This window comes from Bradyrhizobium sp. SRL28, assembly GCF_018596315.1.
Taxonomy (GTDB): Bacteria; Pseudomonadota; Alphaproteobacteria; order Rhizobiales; family Xanthobacteraceae; genus Bradyrhizobium.
Window position 1 is genome coordinate 124,875 of sequence record NZ_JAHEAG010000010.1, and the last position, 15,969, is coordinate 140,843.

Sequence of the window (15,969 nt, forward strand, 5' to 3'; positions counted from 1 at the left end):
ATCTATGGGGCTCTGCTTCGTCTACCGCTCCCGCATAGACTCCTGCTTGTACCTTGCCAGCGGCGAGAGCAGGTAGCTGATTATTGTTCGCGAGCCTGTCTTGATCTCGACCGTCACGGCCATTCCGGGCCCAAGCTTGACGAGTTTCTCGTCTACCTGCATGGCCGCGCGGTCGAGCGAGATGCGAGCGGCATACTCCAGTTCCTGACCTTTGGGCTCGCTGCTGTTCGTCGCCGCGCCCATAGCCCGATCATTCGAAATGCCCTGTTGCCTGTCGCGGGTGATAGCATCGGACGAGACGCTGAGCACTTCGCCATGAAGCAGCCCATAGCGCGTGAAGTTGAATGTATCGATCTTGATCTCCGCTTTTTGTCCCGGATGCACGAATCCGATGTCGCGGTTGGAAAGCATGGCCTCGATCTCGAGCTGGCTCTCGCTCGGTACAAGCACGGCGAGCGCCTGAGCAGGCGTCACCACGCCTCCCACGGTATGAACGGCGAGCTGCTGCACGACGCCATCGACGGGCGCGGTCAAACGCTGGAGTTTCGTGCGCCGTTCGGCCTTGATCACCTCTTGCGCAGCGCTCGCAGTTTTCTGCTCGGCTTTTGCGAGTGCGTCATAGGTGGAACGCCGATACTCCGCGGCGGTCCTTTCCCTGGTTTCCTTCAGTAACGCCGTGGCTGCATCGGCTTCGCGCAACCGGCTCTGCTGCAGGAGGAGGTCCTGCTGAAGGCCGACCAGTTCCTGGTACTCGGAGAGATAGACGACCTTCGAAGCCAGTGCCTTGTCGACCAGAGTCTTACGGATGTCCACGCGCTCCTGCAGCACCGGTATCGTGGCCTGCAGCTTCGCGACGCTTGCCGAAGTGGTGGCCCGCTCCGCTTCTTTCTGGCCCTGCTGACGCTCGATCTCGGCGAGCTTGGCGTTCTGTTCGGCGCGCTGGCTGATCAGAAACTGGCGATGCATTTCGACCTCCGCGGCGCTCGCGCTCTGCGGCGGACGGAAGGCGGCCAGCGGATCCTCTGCGAGCGCGGCGCGCAGCCGGGCGACGTCGAGTTCGACCGCGATGAGATCGCTCTTCTGACGTTCGTTGTCGGCCTCCGTCATCGTCGGATCGAGTTCGATGAGAACGTCGCCGGCTTTTACGGTCTGCCCGTCGCGGACGTGGATGGCGCGGACGACGCCCGTCTCGAACGGCTGAATCAGCTTGGTGCGCCCACCAGGCACGATCTTTCCGGTCGCGCTCGCGACGATATCGACGCTGCCGAATGTCGCCCACAGTAGCGCGAAGCAGAAGACCGCGATGATGCTCGCGCCGATCGCCCGCCCGATCGGCGACGGCGGCGTCTCGGTGATCTCGAGCGCCGCTGGGAGGAACGCGATTTCCTGCTCGCGGCGGCGAGCCGGAGCCGGGGTTTTCGGAAACGGGACGATATTTCGGCTAGCGGACGTCATGGATACCGGCCTGCAGATAATGGAGGTTTGCGTAACGCCCGTTCGTGCGGATCAGCTCATCATGGCTGCCGTCCTCGACGATGCGGCCATGCTCGAGCGTAATGATCCGGTTCGCATTGCGCACCGTCGAGAGCCGATGAGCGATGACGAACACGGTCCGGCCGGCGGCAATTCGCTTCATGTTCTGCTGGATGGCACGCTCGCTTTCGTAATCGAGCGCGCTGGTTGCCTCGTCGAGGATGAGGATGCGCGGATCGGTAATGAGCGCGCGCGCGATCGCGACACGCTGGCGTTGCCCGCCGGACAGGGTGCTGCCGCGTTCGCCGACGACGGTGTCGTAACCCTCGGGCAGTTCCAGGATGAAGTCGTGAGCGCCGGCGAGCGATGCCGCCTCGATGACGCGCTCCATCGGCATGGCCGGATCGGCCAGCGCGATGTTCTCGCGGATCGAACGGTTGAACAGCACGTTCTCTTGCAGGACGACGCCGATCTGGCGCCGCAGCCAGGTCAGGTCGACCATCGCGAGATCGACGCCGTCGATCAGCACCCGTCCGCTCCCCGGTACGTAGAGGCGCTGGACCAGCTTGGTGATGGTGCTCTTGCCCGAGCCGGACGAGCCAACGATGCCGATGACCTGGCCGGGTTGGACGTTGAATGATACGTCGTGGAGCACCTCGGGACCGTCGATGCGATAGCGGAACGTCGCATGCTCGAACGTGACCTGCCCGCGGATCGGCGGGAGTGCGGCACGGCCCGGACTAAAGCTCGGCTCCGGCATCGTGTTGAGGATGTCACCGAGGCGATCGATCGACAGACGGGCCTGGTGGAAATCCTGCCACATCTGGGCGAGACGCAGCACCGGCATGCTCACACGCCCGGCCAGCATGTTGAACGCAACGAGCTCGCCGACGGTGAGATCGCCGCCGATCACAAGTCGGGCGCCGAAGTAAAGCGTTGCCGCGGTGACCAGCTTGTTGATCATCTGAACCGCCTGGCTTGCCGTATTATTCAGGCTAAGCACGCGGAAGCTCGCGGCCACATAGCCGGCGAGTTGCTCCTCCCATCGGCGCTGCATCTGCGGCTCGACCGCCATGGCCTTCAGCGTCTCGACACCGGTGACGCTTTCGACCAGAAAGGCCTGGTTCTCGGATCCTCGGTTGAATTTCTCATCGAGGCGCCGGCGAAACAACGGCGCAGCGCCCGCCGAAATGCCGATGTAGAACGGGAATGAGGCCAGAACGATCAGCGTCAACGTCGTCGAGTAGTAGAACATCACCACAATGAAGACCACGGTGAACAATAGATCGATGACGAGCGTAAGCGCCGAGCTAGTCAGGAACTGACGGATATTCTCCAGCTCGCGGACGCGCGCGACCGAATCGCCGACCCGCCGGGCCTGGAAATATGCGATCGGCAATGCCATCAGGTGACGAAACAGCCGGGCGCCGAGCTCGACGTCGATACGGTTCGTGGTGTGCGCGAAGAGATAGACCCGGAGCGTCTCGAGAACGGCCTCAAACACCGTCAGCGCCACAAGACCTATGATCAGGACGTCGAGCGTGCTCATGCTTCGATGCACAAGCACCTTGTCGATGACCACCTGGAAAAACAGCGGTGAAATGAGTGCGAATATCTGCAGGAAGAACGATGCGACCAGCACTTCGCCGAGAAGACGGCGATACTTGTGGACCGCGCCGACAAACCAGCCGATATCGAAACGGCGGGACAGATCGGTCAGGGATGCGCGCCGCGTCATCAGGATGATGTCGCCGTCCCAGATCGCCTCGAGCTCGGTCTGCGTCATTGTGTCGGGTTGGGGAGACAATGGGCGCTGAACAAGAAGCTTGTCGTCGACGACCTGGCCGAGGATCAGGAAGCCGCCGTCGCGCAGCAGAGCGATGCCCGGCAGCGGAGTAACTGCAAGTCTGTTCCAACTCGTCTTCTGTGCCCGAGCCTTGAGCCCGAATTCCTTGGCAACGCGCAGGATCTCGGTGACACCGAGCCGCGCCGCGCCCATGCGATGTCGGATCTGGGCCGGGTCGGCCGCAATGCCATGGCAACGCAACAGAATCGCGACCGCCACGAGCCCGGATTCGTCCTCGCTCTCCGGTTCGGTGCTCACAATCTCGGAGTCGGATCTGGCCGGCGGCACCGCCGTATCGTTTCGCTCGCCGAAGCGCGCACCCTTCAATGTATCGCGGGCACGCATCATGGTATCGCGGGCGTGCGTCAAGGCTTCGCCGGCACGTCCAACCAGCTCACGTCCGCGGACAGTCACGTCGGCAACGGCACGAAGCACCCGATTGGCGACGTTTTGCGATCCAGTGAGGATCAAACGGCCGTCCCAGATCTCCTCGAATTCCGTGCGCGTCATCAGCTCCGGGCGCGACGCGGTCGGATGCAGCACCAGTGCCCCGTTGTCGTCGACCTTGCCGAGAAGCAGAAATCCGCCGTCGCGCAGCGATGCGATTCCAGGCAGCTGGAGACTCGCAAGTCGCGTCCAATGCGTTGTTCGCGAACGGACCTCGACTCCGAACCGCCGCGCGCAACGAAGCAGGGCGCGGACACCTATTGTGCTGCTTCCACAGCTTTCGCGGAGCTGGTCCGGCTCGGCGTGGACGCCATGAAGGCGCAGAAACAGAGCCAAGGCTCGAAGCCCGTGGTCTGCGGCGTGGGTATTCCCATTCTGGATCGCCATAATGTTTAACTCAACCCTTCGCGGCTACCGGCCGCGTTTGATGTTCCTTCTCTGCATTCCCAAACTTTGATGGTGCCGCACCCAGGCGCTGATGCGCCTGGGTGCGGAAGCTGATCAATGTTGCGGTCTGGTCAGGAACGATGCCTGACCCGCAGTAGCTCCGTTCGACAAGCTTGCCACGATCTGACCGGAATCGCCCCGACCCGTGCCACCGGCCATATACTGGTTCAGCAGCGCATAGCTCTGGCTTGCAAGGCTCGCGGTTGGCGTTGCCGTCGAGCGCGCGTCATTCGTCGCGGTAATCGCCTGCGGCGCAGAGGTAGCAACGCCGCTCCCGAGGCCTCTGAGTTGGCTCATCAGAGCAGGCGCGGCGTTCGCCACGGCCTTGCTGGCCTGGTCCTGATTCTGGTTCAGCCAGCTCAGGGCCCGGTCCACCTGCGAGGTCGTGGTCGTACCGGTCGCAGGGGGAGTTGTCACGCTAGTGGTCTGCGACGCGGTTGTCCTCGTCGCCGCATATCGCGAAGTCGCCACGTTGATGGTCTGCGGCGCAGCCGACGTCACAGCGCCGGTGACCGGATCCTTCGCGCTTGCGGTCAGCGTGAGCGTAGATTCATGACTCCTGCGAGCGTACGAGTTCAGCACCAATCCGGCATCGACCTGGGCAGCCGTCAGGGTGATGTTATTTCCCCTGTACGTCCGACCATCGAGATTGCTGGTGATCGTCTCGTAGCTCGGCAGACCGGTGACGCGTACGGTCACGCGGTCATTAGGATCGGTCGTTGAGACACCGACCCCCAAGCCGACCGACCCGCCTCTGCCTCGCACCGACAGCGTCGGATCCGCAACGGTGAGGGCTGGCGTGGTCACGGATGACCTAGGGGGGGTTGGCGTAGCGGGAGTCGTTGGCGTGGTTGGAGTCGTCGGCGTGGTTGGCCTCGGGGGGGTGACTGTTGAGGGAGGCGTGATTGGGGTCGTCGGCGTGGTTGGCCTCGGGGGAGTGACTGTTGAGGGAGGCGTGATTGGCGACGTCGGAGTGGTTGGCGAGGTGGGCGTGGTTGGGCCGCCGGTCGTGATCGGCGCGTACGACCCCGTTGACATCGTGAACTCTCGAAAATTGGCGGCAAGAGTCTGGGAATTTGCCGACCGATAGAGTCCTTCCATCCAATAGGTGGCGTACCCATAGCCCAACGGGCCATTATAATCCACGACCTGCTTGCCGTTTATGAAAACGTCCAGATACCCGCTGCTGTTGTTTACAAAGTTGGCCCGGACGTCGATATCGTAATACTGGCCACGCTGAATAGGATTGGGGTCCGTCCAGAGCGTAAGCGTCTTGACGTTTCCGGCAGCGTTACTGGCATTCACGCCCGGCGCGACATATCTGGCAACAATTGCGAGATGCTCGCCGTTAAGGTTGATCGATAGTGGAGGCGAGGTAGGCACCCCCCCAGCTATGTCATCATTATGCATTTCTCCGGTAACCACCCACGATGCCGTGTTCGGGGCGCCGGGCTCCACCATGAAATGATAGCCGATGTTGACCGGAGTTCCGAGCGGAACCTTCGGAGCCCTCTGAACTTCGGAACGATCAACATTCGACCCATCGTACCAGGCGCGATCACCGGCTCGAACTTCGAAGCGCAGCGTGTGATTGTCCGGCGACGTCAGGGCATAGCTGTCGCCCGACGTGTGCACGGTGGTTGTAACGCCATCCACCTGAAAGGCGGTTTGCGGCTTGTTCGAAAACGACGTGATCGTGCCGTCATTAGTAGCCATTTCGGTACTCCATCGAGTTACTAGTGTTAGGGAATTCCACTGCCGCGCATCACGATGGCGCACGACATACCGCATGCTCGCTGCAACCGGCATCGCGAACACATTTCAACGCATCGCAGCCTCAGACCGCGAGCGGATTTCAAAGCAGTGGGATTTCGCCCCCCCGACTGCTGGCTGCGGGGTTAATAAGCAAAAATGGCGAAAAAACTTTCAAAGTATGATTTATACCCATGTATGTAGCCCAATACGTGCCCAATCTGCCCATATCGGGTCGATTCAAGGCACAGGCGCAATTTCCCCATCCGATTGCTTCGTCGTCAACGTTGCGGGAGATCGAAAGCGTCGGAGCCAGCCGAGAAAATTGACGCCTGGTGCGAGGGGCGCTTCGTTCACGCTTAGATCGATGTCGCGTATCGTCGAAATCCGGACCGAGCGACCAGTCGCTCTGTCTCACAACCATTCCGCCGACCCGCGCTCTTTCGCGGCAATATCGACTGCGCAGGGAAGCTCAAGCATGCCCATGTGGTACGTGATCGCGTTGCAGGCTCAAACGAAACAGGGAAGCAACGCGGCTTTATCGCTCATGAGTTCGCGCGATTTATTGCTTGCTTAGGTTCTGGGCCGTGGCAGCAAGGGGAATTCGTCTCGGGGCCCGCGCTTGAGGCGTGGCGGCGCTGCACCGCGCGATCCACCGGCGCTTGATGGATATGACCCGTCGCTAGAACCTGCAGATCAGGCGGGAAGGGCGTCGCTGACCCTCAGGTTCGCCCTCGCGGGTAGAGCCGGTTTGCGGATGATAAAGATGATGTCGTTGTGATCGGAGCTCAGGCGGCCGAGGGACAGGACATGAAGCGTCTTCTTGTAGGCTTCCACCAGCTTCTGCTTGAAGCTGTTGTTGTTCAGGCCGTGGCTGCCAGGCATCCCGTATTCGGCGGCCAGGACCAGTCCGTTCTCTCCGCAGAACGCCCGAATGCCTTCGCGCGACACCACCTGGTCGTAGGTGACCTTGTAGGGGCCGTAGCCTGGCTTGCCGGCGTTCTTCCATCCGAGAATCAGGCGATAGAAGAGCACGTGAAACCAGTGCGGCGTCATCCTGGCGGTGAAGCCGTGCGCCGAATAGGGGTCGGGGATCATGATGATGATCAGCCCGCCCGGCCTCACCCATCTGTTGAAGTTCTCCAGGACCTGCTGCGCTCCCGGCACGTGCTCCAGGACGTAGGAGTTGAAGATGACGTCGAAGGTCCGCTGACCGAAATCGGCCGTGCGCAGATCCCCGACGATGCCTTCGTGGAGGTCTTTCGTTTCGTCGCGCCGGATGCGAAGGGCTTCGGCGTCGAGGTCGATGCCGGTCAGCACATAGCCGCCATCGCCGATGTCGAGATCCCACTGCTGGCCGCAACCAGCTTCGAGGATCTCAAGAACCTTGCCAGGATGCTTGATCGAGCGAATCTCGCGGGACATCAACTCCATCGCGTGATCCCAACCGTTCGTCAGCGGAATCCGGGTTCGTGCTTTCATCGACTTGGCTCCCTTGGCGCAGGCTGACTTCCCGTCCGGCCGGCCTCTCCAATGCGGCGCACTCAGCAGGGGCGTTCAGCCCGGGCGACCTGGGCAACGGCGTGCGGAAGGTCCACGGTAACGTGGTCATACGCATGTATCCTACCGTCAAAATTCGCCTCGAGTGCCGGCCCTTTCGGATTACCCCGTCGGCTTCTCCTGGATTTCGCGTTATCGTCGACCCAATCGACCAGCGAAGCCGAGGCTCACTATGCAGACATCCATGATGCATCGGTGGCCTTTACCCGCACGGGCACACAGAAGCCATTGGGCGGACGCACACTTAGAGAAGATGGCCGAAGACAAATTCCCCGACCGGAACTGGCTAGTGGCGGCCGCCGAGTTCGAGAATCTGCGAATACAGCTGATTGTAAGCAACTTTGCCCTTGTGGAGCAATTCCAAGTTCGGACCGCGCTCGGTGGCGCTATCGAGGATCTTCAGCGCTGTTTCCGCGTCAAGGTCTGGCCGATGCTGCATACACCCACGCCGCAGTAAGTAGCGATCAACATCGAGCAGCTCCGATCGGTAGATCGAGACCGTTGGGATACCGAGCACTGCCATCTCCCGGGTCATTGTCCCACCAGCGCCAATGAATAGATCGCAATCCGGAGCGATGTCTGCCAGATCAAGTGCGGTATCGATCACGCGTATGCCTTTGAATTTTTCGGCTCTGTAATGTGCCCCCTGTGCACGCCCTCTTGGTAGGACGGTCAAAGCGACATGATTGCGAAGCCCAAGCAAAAGACTATCCAGGAAATTGATATCACTCTTGTAGTACTGGGCGGTCCAGGGCTCCGGCCTCACGTAGACCGCTCTGCGCTGATCCTGCGCCGTCCTATCAGTGCGTCGCGACATGAACTGATCGGCAAAATACCATAGATACATGCCTTCCTTTATTCCCGGAAAGTGGCGTACCTTGGCGGCACGAGCCCCCTGCCAGCGTACTCTGCTGATGTCGAGGAATTCCGGCAGCATGATCACATCGGCGAACAGAAAAGATGGCACGTTTCCAAGAGCGTGCTCATTGTCGTTCAAATAAATTGATCGGACACCCAGAAGCCGCGCGACGACCGGTGAATAGAAGGAGCTTTGCGAAACGGCGAGGTCAATGGAACGGTCCTTGAGAAAACGGTGCAAGTCGCGCACTCGCACCGGATACCCTAGAAGCTTTTTGGCGAAGTTGGCCCCGTAGTGCTTACCGACGACTTCGTAATCGAGCCGATGCAGCTTCAGCAGATCAATCGTGTTCGCAAGCGGTCGAGCCGTGATAGTTACTTCATGTTCCCCTTGAAGCTCACTTATAAGCCTTCGAAACATGTTGATGTGGGGCGAGTTATGGAGATCAAACCAAATGTTCATCATCCGTCCAAACTTGCTTGCCGGCCCAGACCACGAAACCGAAATCCGAGTCAACGCACGGCATCCAAACCCACACACACAAGCATAGTCTTTTGACTGGTCCGCAGCTTTACCCTTTCGGATTACCTATTCTCGATCTGTAGAAGATGCCGAGACCAGCCGATGGGGGAATGGACGGCCTTACTGTGATTGCGTACAGGATACGTACGACTCCCGCGTTGGCTTGCAAACAGCCAGACAAGGTTCGTGAAGGCGAAGCGAAATCCAGTGAAGTCGCCTCATTAACGATCCAGATTTGAGATGGCCTGTGGGCGAAAATGGGAAGGCTTTCACATCGAACGCGGTTAGACATTGAACTTTGATTGATTTCGAGCGGCGTCCAACTCAGTCGGCGCTACGGGCCGAAGCTTCGATATTGGATCTGAAACGTGGCGTTGACATCAACCATGTGAGGCGCTTTTGGAATCCGTTTTAGGCCGGGCCGCCTGGTACCGTGACCGTCTGGCGGCAATGAGCGCGGCGGAGATTGTTCACCGCCTGGTCGAAACTGCCAACAAGCAAACTGCGCGTTGGCATAGTGGCGGCTGGGAAGGGGTTGAGTCATCTGGTCCGCTGACCACCATACCTGGCCTTCGTTCCCGGATTATCGCTTCCTCATCGGATCTATCCGCTCTCATAAGCTGCGAAGCCGACAACGTACGTGCGGGCAGTTTTTGCCTGCTCGGTGCACGCTGGCCGAAGCCTTCCTTGATTCCACCAGATCCGACGTTCTGGCGCATCTATCCCGAGGACGGCGAGCCATTTCCGCAATGGGACGCCTATGCCTTCGATATTTCATTCCGACACGGCATGAACACGCGAGATATGAAGCCCGTTTGGGAGCTCAATCGACTGCAATTTCTGGTTCCTCTCGCCGCTGATGCGGTGCTCAAGAAACATGACGAGTCCATGCTTTTGACCGGTATGATCAGGTCATGGATGGCGGGCAATCCACCCTTTCGTGGACCAAGCTGGATTTTCGGTATTGAAGCCGCACTTCGTGTCATCTCGGTCGCGCTGGCGCTCTCGATCATCGGGGTCGATCGCCTCGACGGCGTAACACGCAGCGCGGCGCTTCGCTTTTTCTTTGCACATCTCGACTGGACCAAGCGATTTCCGTCACTGCATTCCTCCGCTAACAATCATCGGATCGCCGAGCTTGCCGGACTGATTGTCGGTTCGATCATGGCTCCGGGATTCCCCGATGCAGTGGCATTGCGCGAGAATAGCTGGCGTGCGTTGCTCGCCGAGATTGATCAGCAAATTCATCCCGATGGTGTGGGGGCCGAACAATCTCCCAGCTATACCGCGTTCTCGATCGAGCTGTTTCTTGTTGCGGCCACCGCCCTTGGACGCGAAGCCAGCCTGCCAGCAACTACCGTCGATCGGCTTTCGGCGTGGTCGGAGCATTCGCTTTGGTTGATGGACGCCGATGCAAAGGTGCCTGCGATCGGAGATTGCGACGATTGCCGAGCTATAGCGACAACACAGGCGCCTGAGCCAAGATACGTGGCGTCCGTTGTCGCAGCCGTTTCGGGCTGCGTTGGCCGCCCAGATCTTGCTCCACCGGCCAAAGATCCAAGCGTTCGCGATGTAGTCCTGGGATCCGCCGCCGTAGCGCCGGCACAACGTGTTGGAATGCGCTCATTTACGAGCGGGGGCTACTCGGCAGTCCGAAGCGGGCATAAGGATCCTGTCGTTCTCACGTTTGATCACGGACCCATTGGCTATCTGTCAATTGCTGCTCATGGCCATGCAGACGCGCTTTCCATCTGGCTATCTGTAGGCAGCCAACCTGTTATCGTAGATGCCGGAACGTACCGATATAATCCGAATAGGGAGCTGCGGGACCAGTTCAGGGACACCGCGGTTCACAACACTTTGAGTCTTTCCGGGATTGGATCAAGTCGCCCATCTGGGCCGTTTAATTGGGCGAGCAAGGCGAATGCGCGCCTCATATCATCCGAAACTACTCCAGTAACGCGGGTTGTGGCAGAGCATGACGGCTATGTCGGGCAATATGGCGTAAGGCACCGGCGTACGGTGGAGTTTGATGACGTTTCGCGGTTCACGATTATCGACGAACTCGTCGGAGTTCCGACAGATGGAAGCGTTACAGTATCGTTTCTCATAGATCCGACTTGCCAGTCGACGGTCGAGCCGGATCGGAGCGGGGTGCTGATCACAAGCGGCAATCATCAACTCGTTCGAATAGCAAACGCCGGCCCGCTGAAAGCCAGAGTGGTTCGGGGTGACCAAGCGACAGGACTTGGTTGGTTATCGCCACGCTACGGTGTGCGCGTCCCTACCGATCAGATCCTTTTTGAGGGGCATCTCCGTGATACTACGTCGACTATCACGATTGAGGTTCTTTAAAGCGAGATGAGTTCAGGTTGAATCGATCCGGGATCTGGTCGTATTGGCGGCCGTATTCGTGTCGGAGACTGCAAAGCCTTGGGTGCCGCCGGGTAGGCCACCCGCCGTCGTTGTACCGCCCCTCACTCGATCCTAATCCCGCGCCGCCGCGGCTCAATGGACCATTTTAGCTACCCCATACGCTACCCATAAATAGCAATGTCCCCTCCGTGACTCGGATGGTACCGATCATCTACCTGCGTTGGCTAGGGCGGCCGGACATGAGCCATTTGTTCTTTACCAGTTTGCCGTCCTCCACGAGTGTTAACGGGCTTCCCGCGCTTTCGCACGATGTCGGCGGGGCAGCCTCAGCCAGGGTCGGTAGGGGTAGATTGATCGTCCTGTTGGTATTGGCAGCAGCTACTTTCCTATTCATCGCCGTTGCCGCCTATTTGGCAGCCCTGCTCTATCATCGCCTTCTGCGGTCCAGCGTTGAGCAGAAGCGCCCCGTTGGTGTTCTCATCGGGGGCGTGCATTTCTGGGGAATTGAAGGCCGTGACCCATGTTAGGGAGACCGCTATGCTGAATGTTGGTTTGATCGGGCTTGGCAAGATGGGACTTTCCCATCTCGCGATCGTCAACACGCATCCTGCGGTCAAGCTGGTCGGAATTTGCGATAGCGCGAGTTATTTGTGCAGCATCCTCCACAAATATACGGGCATCGAGGTCTTCTCCAATTATCGGGAAATGCTCAATAAGAAATCGCTTGATGCGGTCATCATTGCGACGCCTTCGCGATTTCATGGTGAAATGGTCCGCGAGGCCCTCAATAGAGGCCTGCATGTGTTTTGCGAAAAGCCATTTTGCCTCGATGTATCCGACGGTCTCGATCTGGCGGAGCTGGCTGAAAGGAAAGGTGTTGTCAACCAAGTGGGGTATCACTACCGATTCGTCGGGGCGTTCAACGAGGCCAAGCGTCTACTCGATGCGCACGCGCTTGGCCGGCTTCATCACGTCAGGGTTGAAGCCTATGGTCCGGTGGTGTTGCGACCCAAAGGGGCGACATGGAGATCGAAGGGCAGCGAGGGCGGGGGCTGCCTTTATGATTACGCATGCCATGCAATCGATATCGTGAATTATCTCGTTGGCAGGCCCGATGCTGTGTCCGGGACGGTGCTCAACAGGATATTTTCCCGGGACGTGGACGACGAGGTCTACGCAACGATGCATTTTGCCGATGGCATGACGGGGATGATCGCCGCCAATTGGAGCGACGACAGTTTGCGCAGAATGTCGACGCAGGTCACGCTCTGGGGCACGAATGGACGTATGGTCGTCGACCGCCAGGAAGTGAAGACATACATTCGAGCCGCGGCGGGCAGCGCTGTTGCGGCGAAAGAGGGTTGGGATATTCGTCATACAACCGACTTTCATAGCGATGTCTGGTATTACCTGCGGGGCGAGGAATATTCTGCGCAGCTCGACCACTTCTTCCAATGCATCGTGGAAGGTCGCCGGGAGAATATCTCGTCCTTCGAGTCCGCGGTTCAGACTGATTGTGTCGTGTCCGCGATGTTACAGAATGCGGGAGAAGCGTGGCGGCAGGTGGATTCCGGATCCAGGAGCCCAACTCTGAGCCCGAACGGGTCTGGAGGCTTCTTGTCCGCGGTCATGGGGCGCTGAGATAGTCCCATCAAGGGAGGAGCGGCGAGTGGATCGAATATTGTTCGGCGATAATCAGTTCTTCGGCATCAATCACATGTCCGAGGAAAAGGCGCGTGCGCAGGCCATCCGCTTTGCGGATATCCAGGAAATCATTGACCTGCTGGATGCCGCCTATGACAGCGGCATCCATGTCTTCATGTGCACGACGCATGATCGAATCGCTGAGGTCTGCGCGCATGTCCGTTTGCACCCGGAGCGATATTCGAAGCTCGAATTCTATCCCTGCATGCCTTACGCCCACAAATATGCAAATGCCGTGACCGAGCACGGAACGATCGAGGCATTGAAGCGGTTTTTGCCCGCGGAGGGTGCCCTTTCTGCCCTGGTGAGGGGTGGTGTATCTGTGGCCAGGCGCGATGTGGAGGGTATGGCGCGGCTCCTGGTCGACGCTGAGATGAAAATGTTCAGCGGGCTGAAGACGCCGGTTATCTTTCTCCAGAACGTGGTCACCGACCTGCTGCTTGGGATGGGGATCAAGGACGCGTTTCGCATCTTTGCCGACCATGTGAGGGACCGCTACAAGGCCGAGCCAGGCTTTATAACGATGAACTTGCCGCGTCTCCTGGATGTTCTGGAGCAAGTTGGCATAGAAAATCCGATCGTATGTGCGAACATGAATAAGCTGGGCTTTCGGATGTGTGGCGGTATCGACCAATATGAAAAGGTTATTGCGTCGCGCAAGTTCAGACCCGTGGCAATGTCCGTCCTGGCTTCCGGAGCGATCGACCCGCGCGAGGCCATTGAATACGTCTGCAGTCAGAAGAAAATAGAATCAATCGTATTTGGAGCTTCCAGCAAGAGCAACATTCTGAACACGAAACGTCTGATCGACGAGTATAGTGTCGCGTAGGGTCCGCAGGTCTCTGACCCGGCTGTCATAGCGGCATCCTGCCAGGTGCCCGTCTCGAAGCGCACGATAGCCCGCGCTACGATCTCACCTCGGGTAACGTTTTTTCCGCATTCTGGCGTTGTTCAGTTTGATTGATAGCTTGATCGTGACGGTCACCGGAACGGGCATATGCCGACTATCATCTAACTGTCTCCAGATAAGGCATTTAGCGATGTGTGGGATATTTGGATGGGTTCTTGGGGCCGCGAAGCGCGAGGATCGCAGGACTCTTATCAGACTTACGGATTTGATGTTTCATCGGGGGCCGGACGGCTCCGGCTACTGGCTTCACAAGACGCCTGATGAGCGGTTTCAAATCGGCTTCGGCCACCGCCGGCTTTCGATTATCGACATCGGTGGCGGCGCGCAACCAATGTCGAGTGAGGATGGCCGATTCACGCTAATCTTCAACGGCGAGATCTATAATTATATTGAACTACGACAGGAGCTCGTCGCCCTCGGTCACCGGTTTCACACGAACTCGGACACCGAGGTGCTCATTGAGGCATATCGCGCCTGGCAACTCGATGCAGTCCGAAGATTTCGTGGCATGTTCGGCTTTGCACTCTGGGATGAAGCAGAGCAGCGGCTGATACTTGCCCGTGATGCCTTCGGCAAGAAGCCGCTGTTTCTTGCCGAGCTGAAGGGCGTTCTTCTCTTCGGCTCCGAGATTGAACCGCTCGTTCAGTTTCCGGGCCTTGATAGAGAGTTCGATTCCGACGCACTCGGCCACTATCTTCTTAATCGCTATGTTCCGGGGCCTTCCACTTTCTTCCGCGCGGTGAAGAAGCTGCAGCCTGGTCATTATGCCGTATGGCAGGGCGGAACGCTGAAGACGACGCGCTATTTTACACCACCGTTTGCGACGACAGTGCCGGACATCAAGTCATTCCATGATGCAATTCGTTTGTTCGAAGAGACATTCGATGAGGCCGTTCGAATTCGGATGCGCAGCGACGCGCCGTTCGGCGCCTATCTTTCGGGAGGTATCGACTCGTCGGCGGTCGTGGCGACCATGGTCAAGCATAGCGCGGAGCCCGTACGAACCTTCTCGGTAGGCTTTCGGGAAGCGGAGTATTCGGAGCTCGATCATGCGCGGGTTGTTGCAAGTCGATTTGGTACCAACCACAATGAACTATTCGTAGAACCCGACTCCTTCATGGAGCATTGGTCAACCGCCGTCTTGCGCCGTGGTGCCCCAGTCAGCGAGACATCTGACATCCCGATCTTTATGCTTTCGGAGATGGCCTCTCGTAGCGTGAAGATGGTGCTCACGGGAGAAGGCGCCGATGAGCTGATGGGTGGATATCCGAAGCATCGGGCTGAGCAGTGGATAGATCTGTACCACTGGGTGATGCCACACCTGTTGCACGAACGGCTGATCTATCCGCTGGTGCGTTCATTGCCCTATGGGATGAGACGCGTGAAGATCCTCGCGTTGGCCGCGGGCGAGCGCGACCTTATGAACCGCATGCGAATGTGGTTCGGCGGTACTTCGGTTGCCGAAGTTGAGGCGATGCTGGGTCGGCCCGTATCGGCAACGCCGCCGGACATCTATCCATACTCGTCTGGGCTGAAATCCAGTCTGCGGCGTATATTGTTTTTCGATCAGACATCCTGGCTTCCAGACGATCTGTTGGAACGAGGCGATCGAATGATGATGGCAGGGTCGATCGAGGGCCGGATGCCATTTATGGATACGGTGCTGGCCGGCGTCGTAGCGCGTTTCCCCGACGAATTTCTGACGGGAGGCAAAGGCGGCAAGACTGTGCTTCGCGCCGCAATGGACAAGATCCTTCCACCGGAAATCGTGCGACGGAAGAAGGTCGGATTCCGTGTTCCGATCGGAGAATGGTTCAGAGGCCCTTACCGCAATTTCGTACAGGACATGCTGGTAAGTGACGCGTCAAGCGTAGCGAGGATGTGTAACGGGACGAAGCTTCGTGGCCTCGTGGCTGAACATATCGGAGGCCGGCAGAATCATGAAAGAGTCCTATGGTCATTGATAAATCTCGAAATGTTCATGCGAACATTCAAGGTATCACAATGCGAGGAGTTCGAGGGTAATGTTGTGAGGGCTGCTAGAGGACGCTAGTTGTGATCGTCGATGGATTG

The 15,969-nt window shown here is 58.6% G+C and carries 9 protein-coding genes; 4 read left to right on the forward strand and 5 right to left on the reverse strand.

Annotated elements, in window-relative coordinates:
• Nucleotides 1-21: 21 nt before the first annotated feature.
• The 5 genes from KIP88_RS21420 to KIP88_RS21440 form a co-directional block, all read right to left on the reverse strand.
• Nucleotides 22-1,455 carry an HlyD family type I secretion periplasmic adaptor subunit gene (locus KIP88_RS21420; protein WP_214489952.1) on the reverse strand — a complete coding sequence of 478 codons (1,434 nt, stop codon included), beginning with the start codon at nucleotides 1,453-1,455 and terminating at the stop codon, nucleotides 22-24.
• Complete coding sequence (locus KIP88_RS21425) at nucleotides 1,442-4,153, reverse strand: type I secretion system permease/ATPase (RefSeq protein WP_214489953.1); 2,712 nt, start codon at nucleotides 4,151-4,153, stop codon at nucleotides 1,442-1,444. The genes KIP88_RS21420 and KIP88_RS21425 overlap by 14 nt, the downstream gene beginning before the upstream one ends.
• Nucleotides 4,154-4,267: 114 nt before the next feature.
• Entirely contained in the window at nucleotides 4,268-5,929 is a 1,662-nt protein-coding gene (locus KIP88_RS21430) for a heparin lyase I family protein (protein WP_214489954.1), read from the reverse strand.
• A gap of 732 nt (nucleotides 5,930-6,661) precedes the next feature.
• The gene (locus tag KIP88_RS21435; RefSeq protein WP_214489955.1) at nucleotides 6,662-7,447 is read right to left on the reverse strand and encodes a bifunctional 2-polyprenyl-6-hydroxyphenol methylase/3-demethylubiquinol 3-O-methyltransferase UbiG; all 786 of its coding nucleotides are present in this window, start codon (nucleotides 7,445-7,447) and stop codon (nucleotides 6,662-6,664) included.
• A 364-nt stretch (nucleotides 7,448-7,811) separates the two neighbouring features.
• Entirely contained in the window at nucleotides 7,812-8,846 is a 1,035-nt protein-coding gene (locus tag KIP88_RS21440) for a DUF354 domain-containing protein (protein ID WP_214489956.1), read from the reverse strand.
• A gap of 459 nt (nucleotides 8,847-9,305) precedes the next feature.
• Between KIP88_RS21440 and KIP88_RS21445 the strand changes: the two genes are divergently transcribed.
• The 4 genes from KIP88_RS21445 (at nucleotide 9,306) to asnB (ending at nucleotide 15,949) form a co-directional block, all read left to right on the forward strand.
• A complete protein-coding gene (locus tag KIP88_RS21445; RefSeq protein ID WP_214489957.1) occupies nucleotides 9,306-11,261 on the forward strand; it encodes an alginate lyase family protein in 1,956 nt (651 codons plus the stop codon).
• Nucleotides 11,262-11,819: 558 nt separating this feature from the next.
• Nucleotides 11,820-12,923 carry a Gfo/Idh/MocA family protein gene (locus tag KIP88_RS21450; RefSeq protein WP_214489958.1) on the forward strand — a complete coding sequence of 368 codons (1,104 nt, stop codon included), beginning with the start codon at nucleotides 11,820-11,822 and terminating at the stop codon, nucleotides 12,921-12,923.
• 28 nt (nucleotides 12,924-12,951) lie between these two features.
• The gene (locus KIP88_RS21455; protein ID WP_214489959.1) at nucleotides 12,952-13,815 is read left to right on the forward strand and encodes a hypothetical protein; all 864 of its coding nucleotides are present in this window, start codon (nucleotides 12,952-12,954) and stop codon (nucleotides 13,813-13,815) included.
• A 211-nt stretch (nucleotides 13,816-14,026) separates the two neighbouring features.
• A complete protein-coding gene (gene asnB / locus KIP88_RS21460; protein ID WP_214489960.1) occupies nucleotides 14,027-15,949 on the forward strand; it encodes an asparagine synthase (glutamine-hydrolyzing) in 1,923 nt (640 codons plus the stop codon).
• Nucleotides 15,950-15,969: the final 20 nt, after the last annotated feature.

Coding starts and splice junctions, on each gene's coding strand:
- KIP88_RS21435 (WP_214489955.1), bottom strand. CDS start 7,447: ATGAAAGCACGAACCCGGATTCCGCTGACGAACGGTTGGGATCACGCG.
- KIP88_RS21425 (WP_214489953.1), bottom strand. CDS start 4,153: ATGGCGATCCAGAATGGGAATACCCACGCCGCAGACCACGGGCTTCGA.
- asnB (WP_214489960.1), top strand. CDS start 14,027: ATGTGTGGGATATTTGGATGGGTTCTTGGGGCCGCGAAGCGCGAGGAT.
- KIP88_RS21440 (WP_214489956.1), bottom strand. CDS start 8,846: ATGAACATTTGGTTTGATCTCCATAACTCGCCCCACATCAACATGTTT.
- KIP88_RS21420 (WP_214489952.1), bottom strand. CDS start 1,455: ATGACGTCCGCTAGCCGAAATATCGTCCCGTTTCCGAAAACCCCGGCT.
- KIP88_RS21430 (WP_214489954.1), bottom strand. CDS start 5,929: ATGGCTACTAATGACGGCACGATCACGTCGTTTTCGAACAAGCCGCAA.
- KIP88_RS21450 (WP_214489958.1), top strand. CDS start 11,820: ATGCTGAATGTTGGTTTGATCGGGCTTGGCAAGATGGGACTTTCCCAT.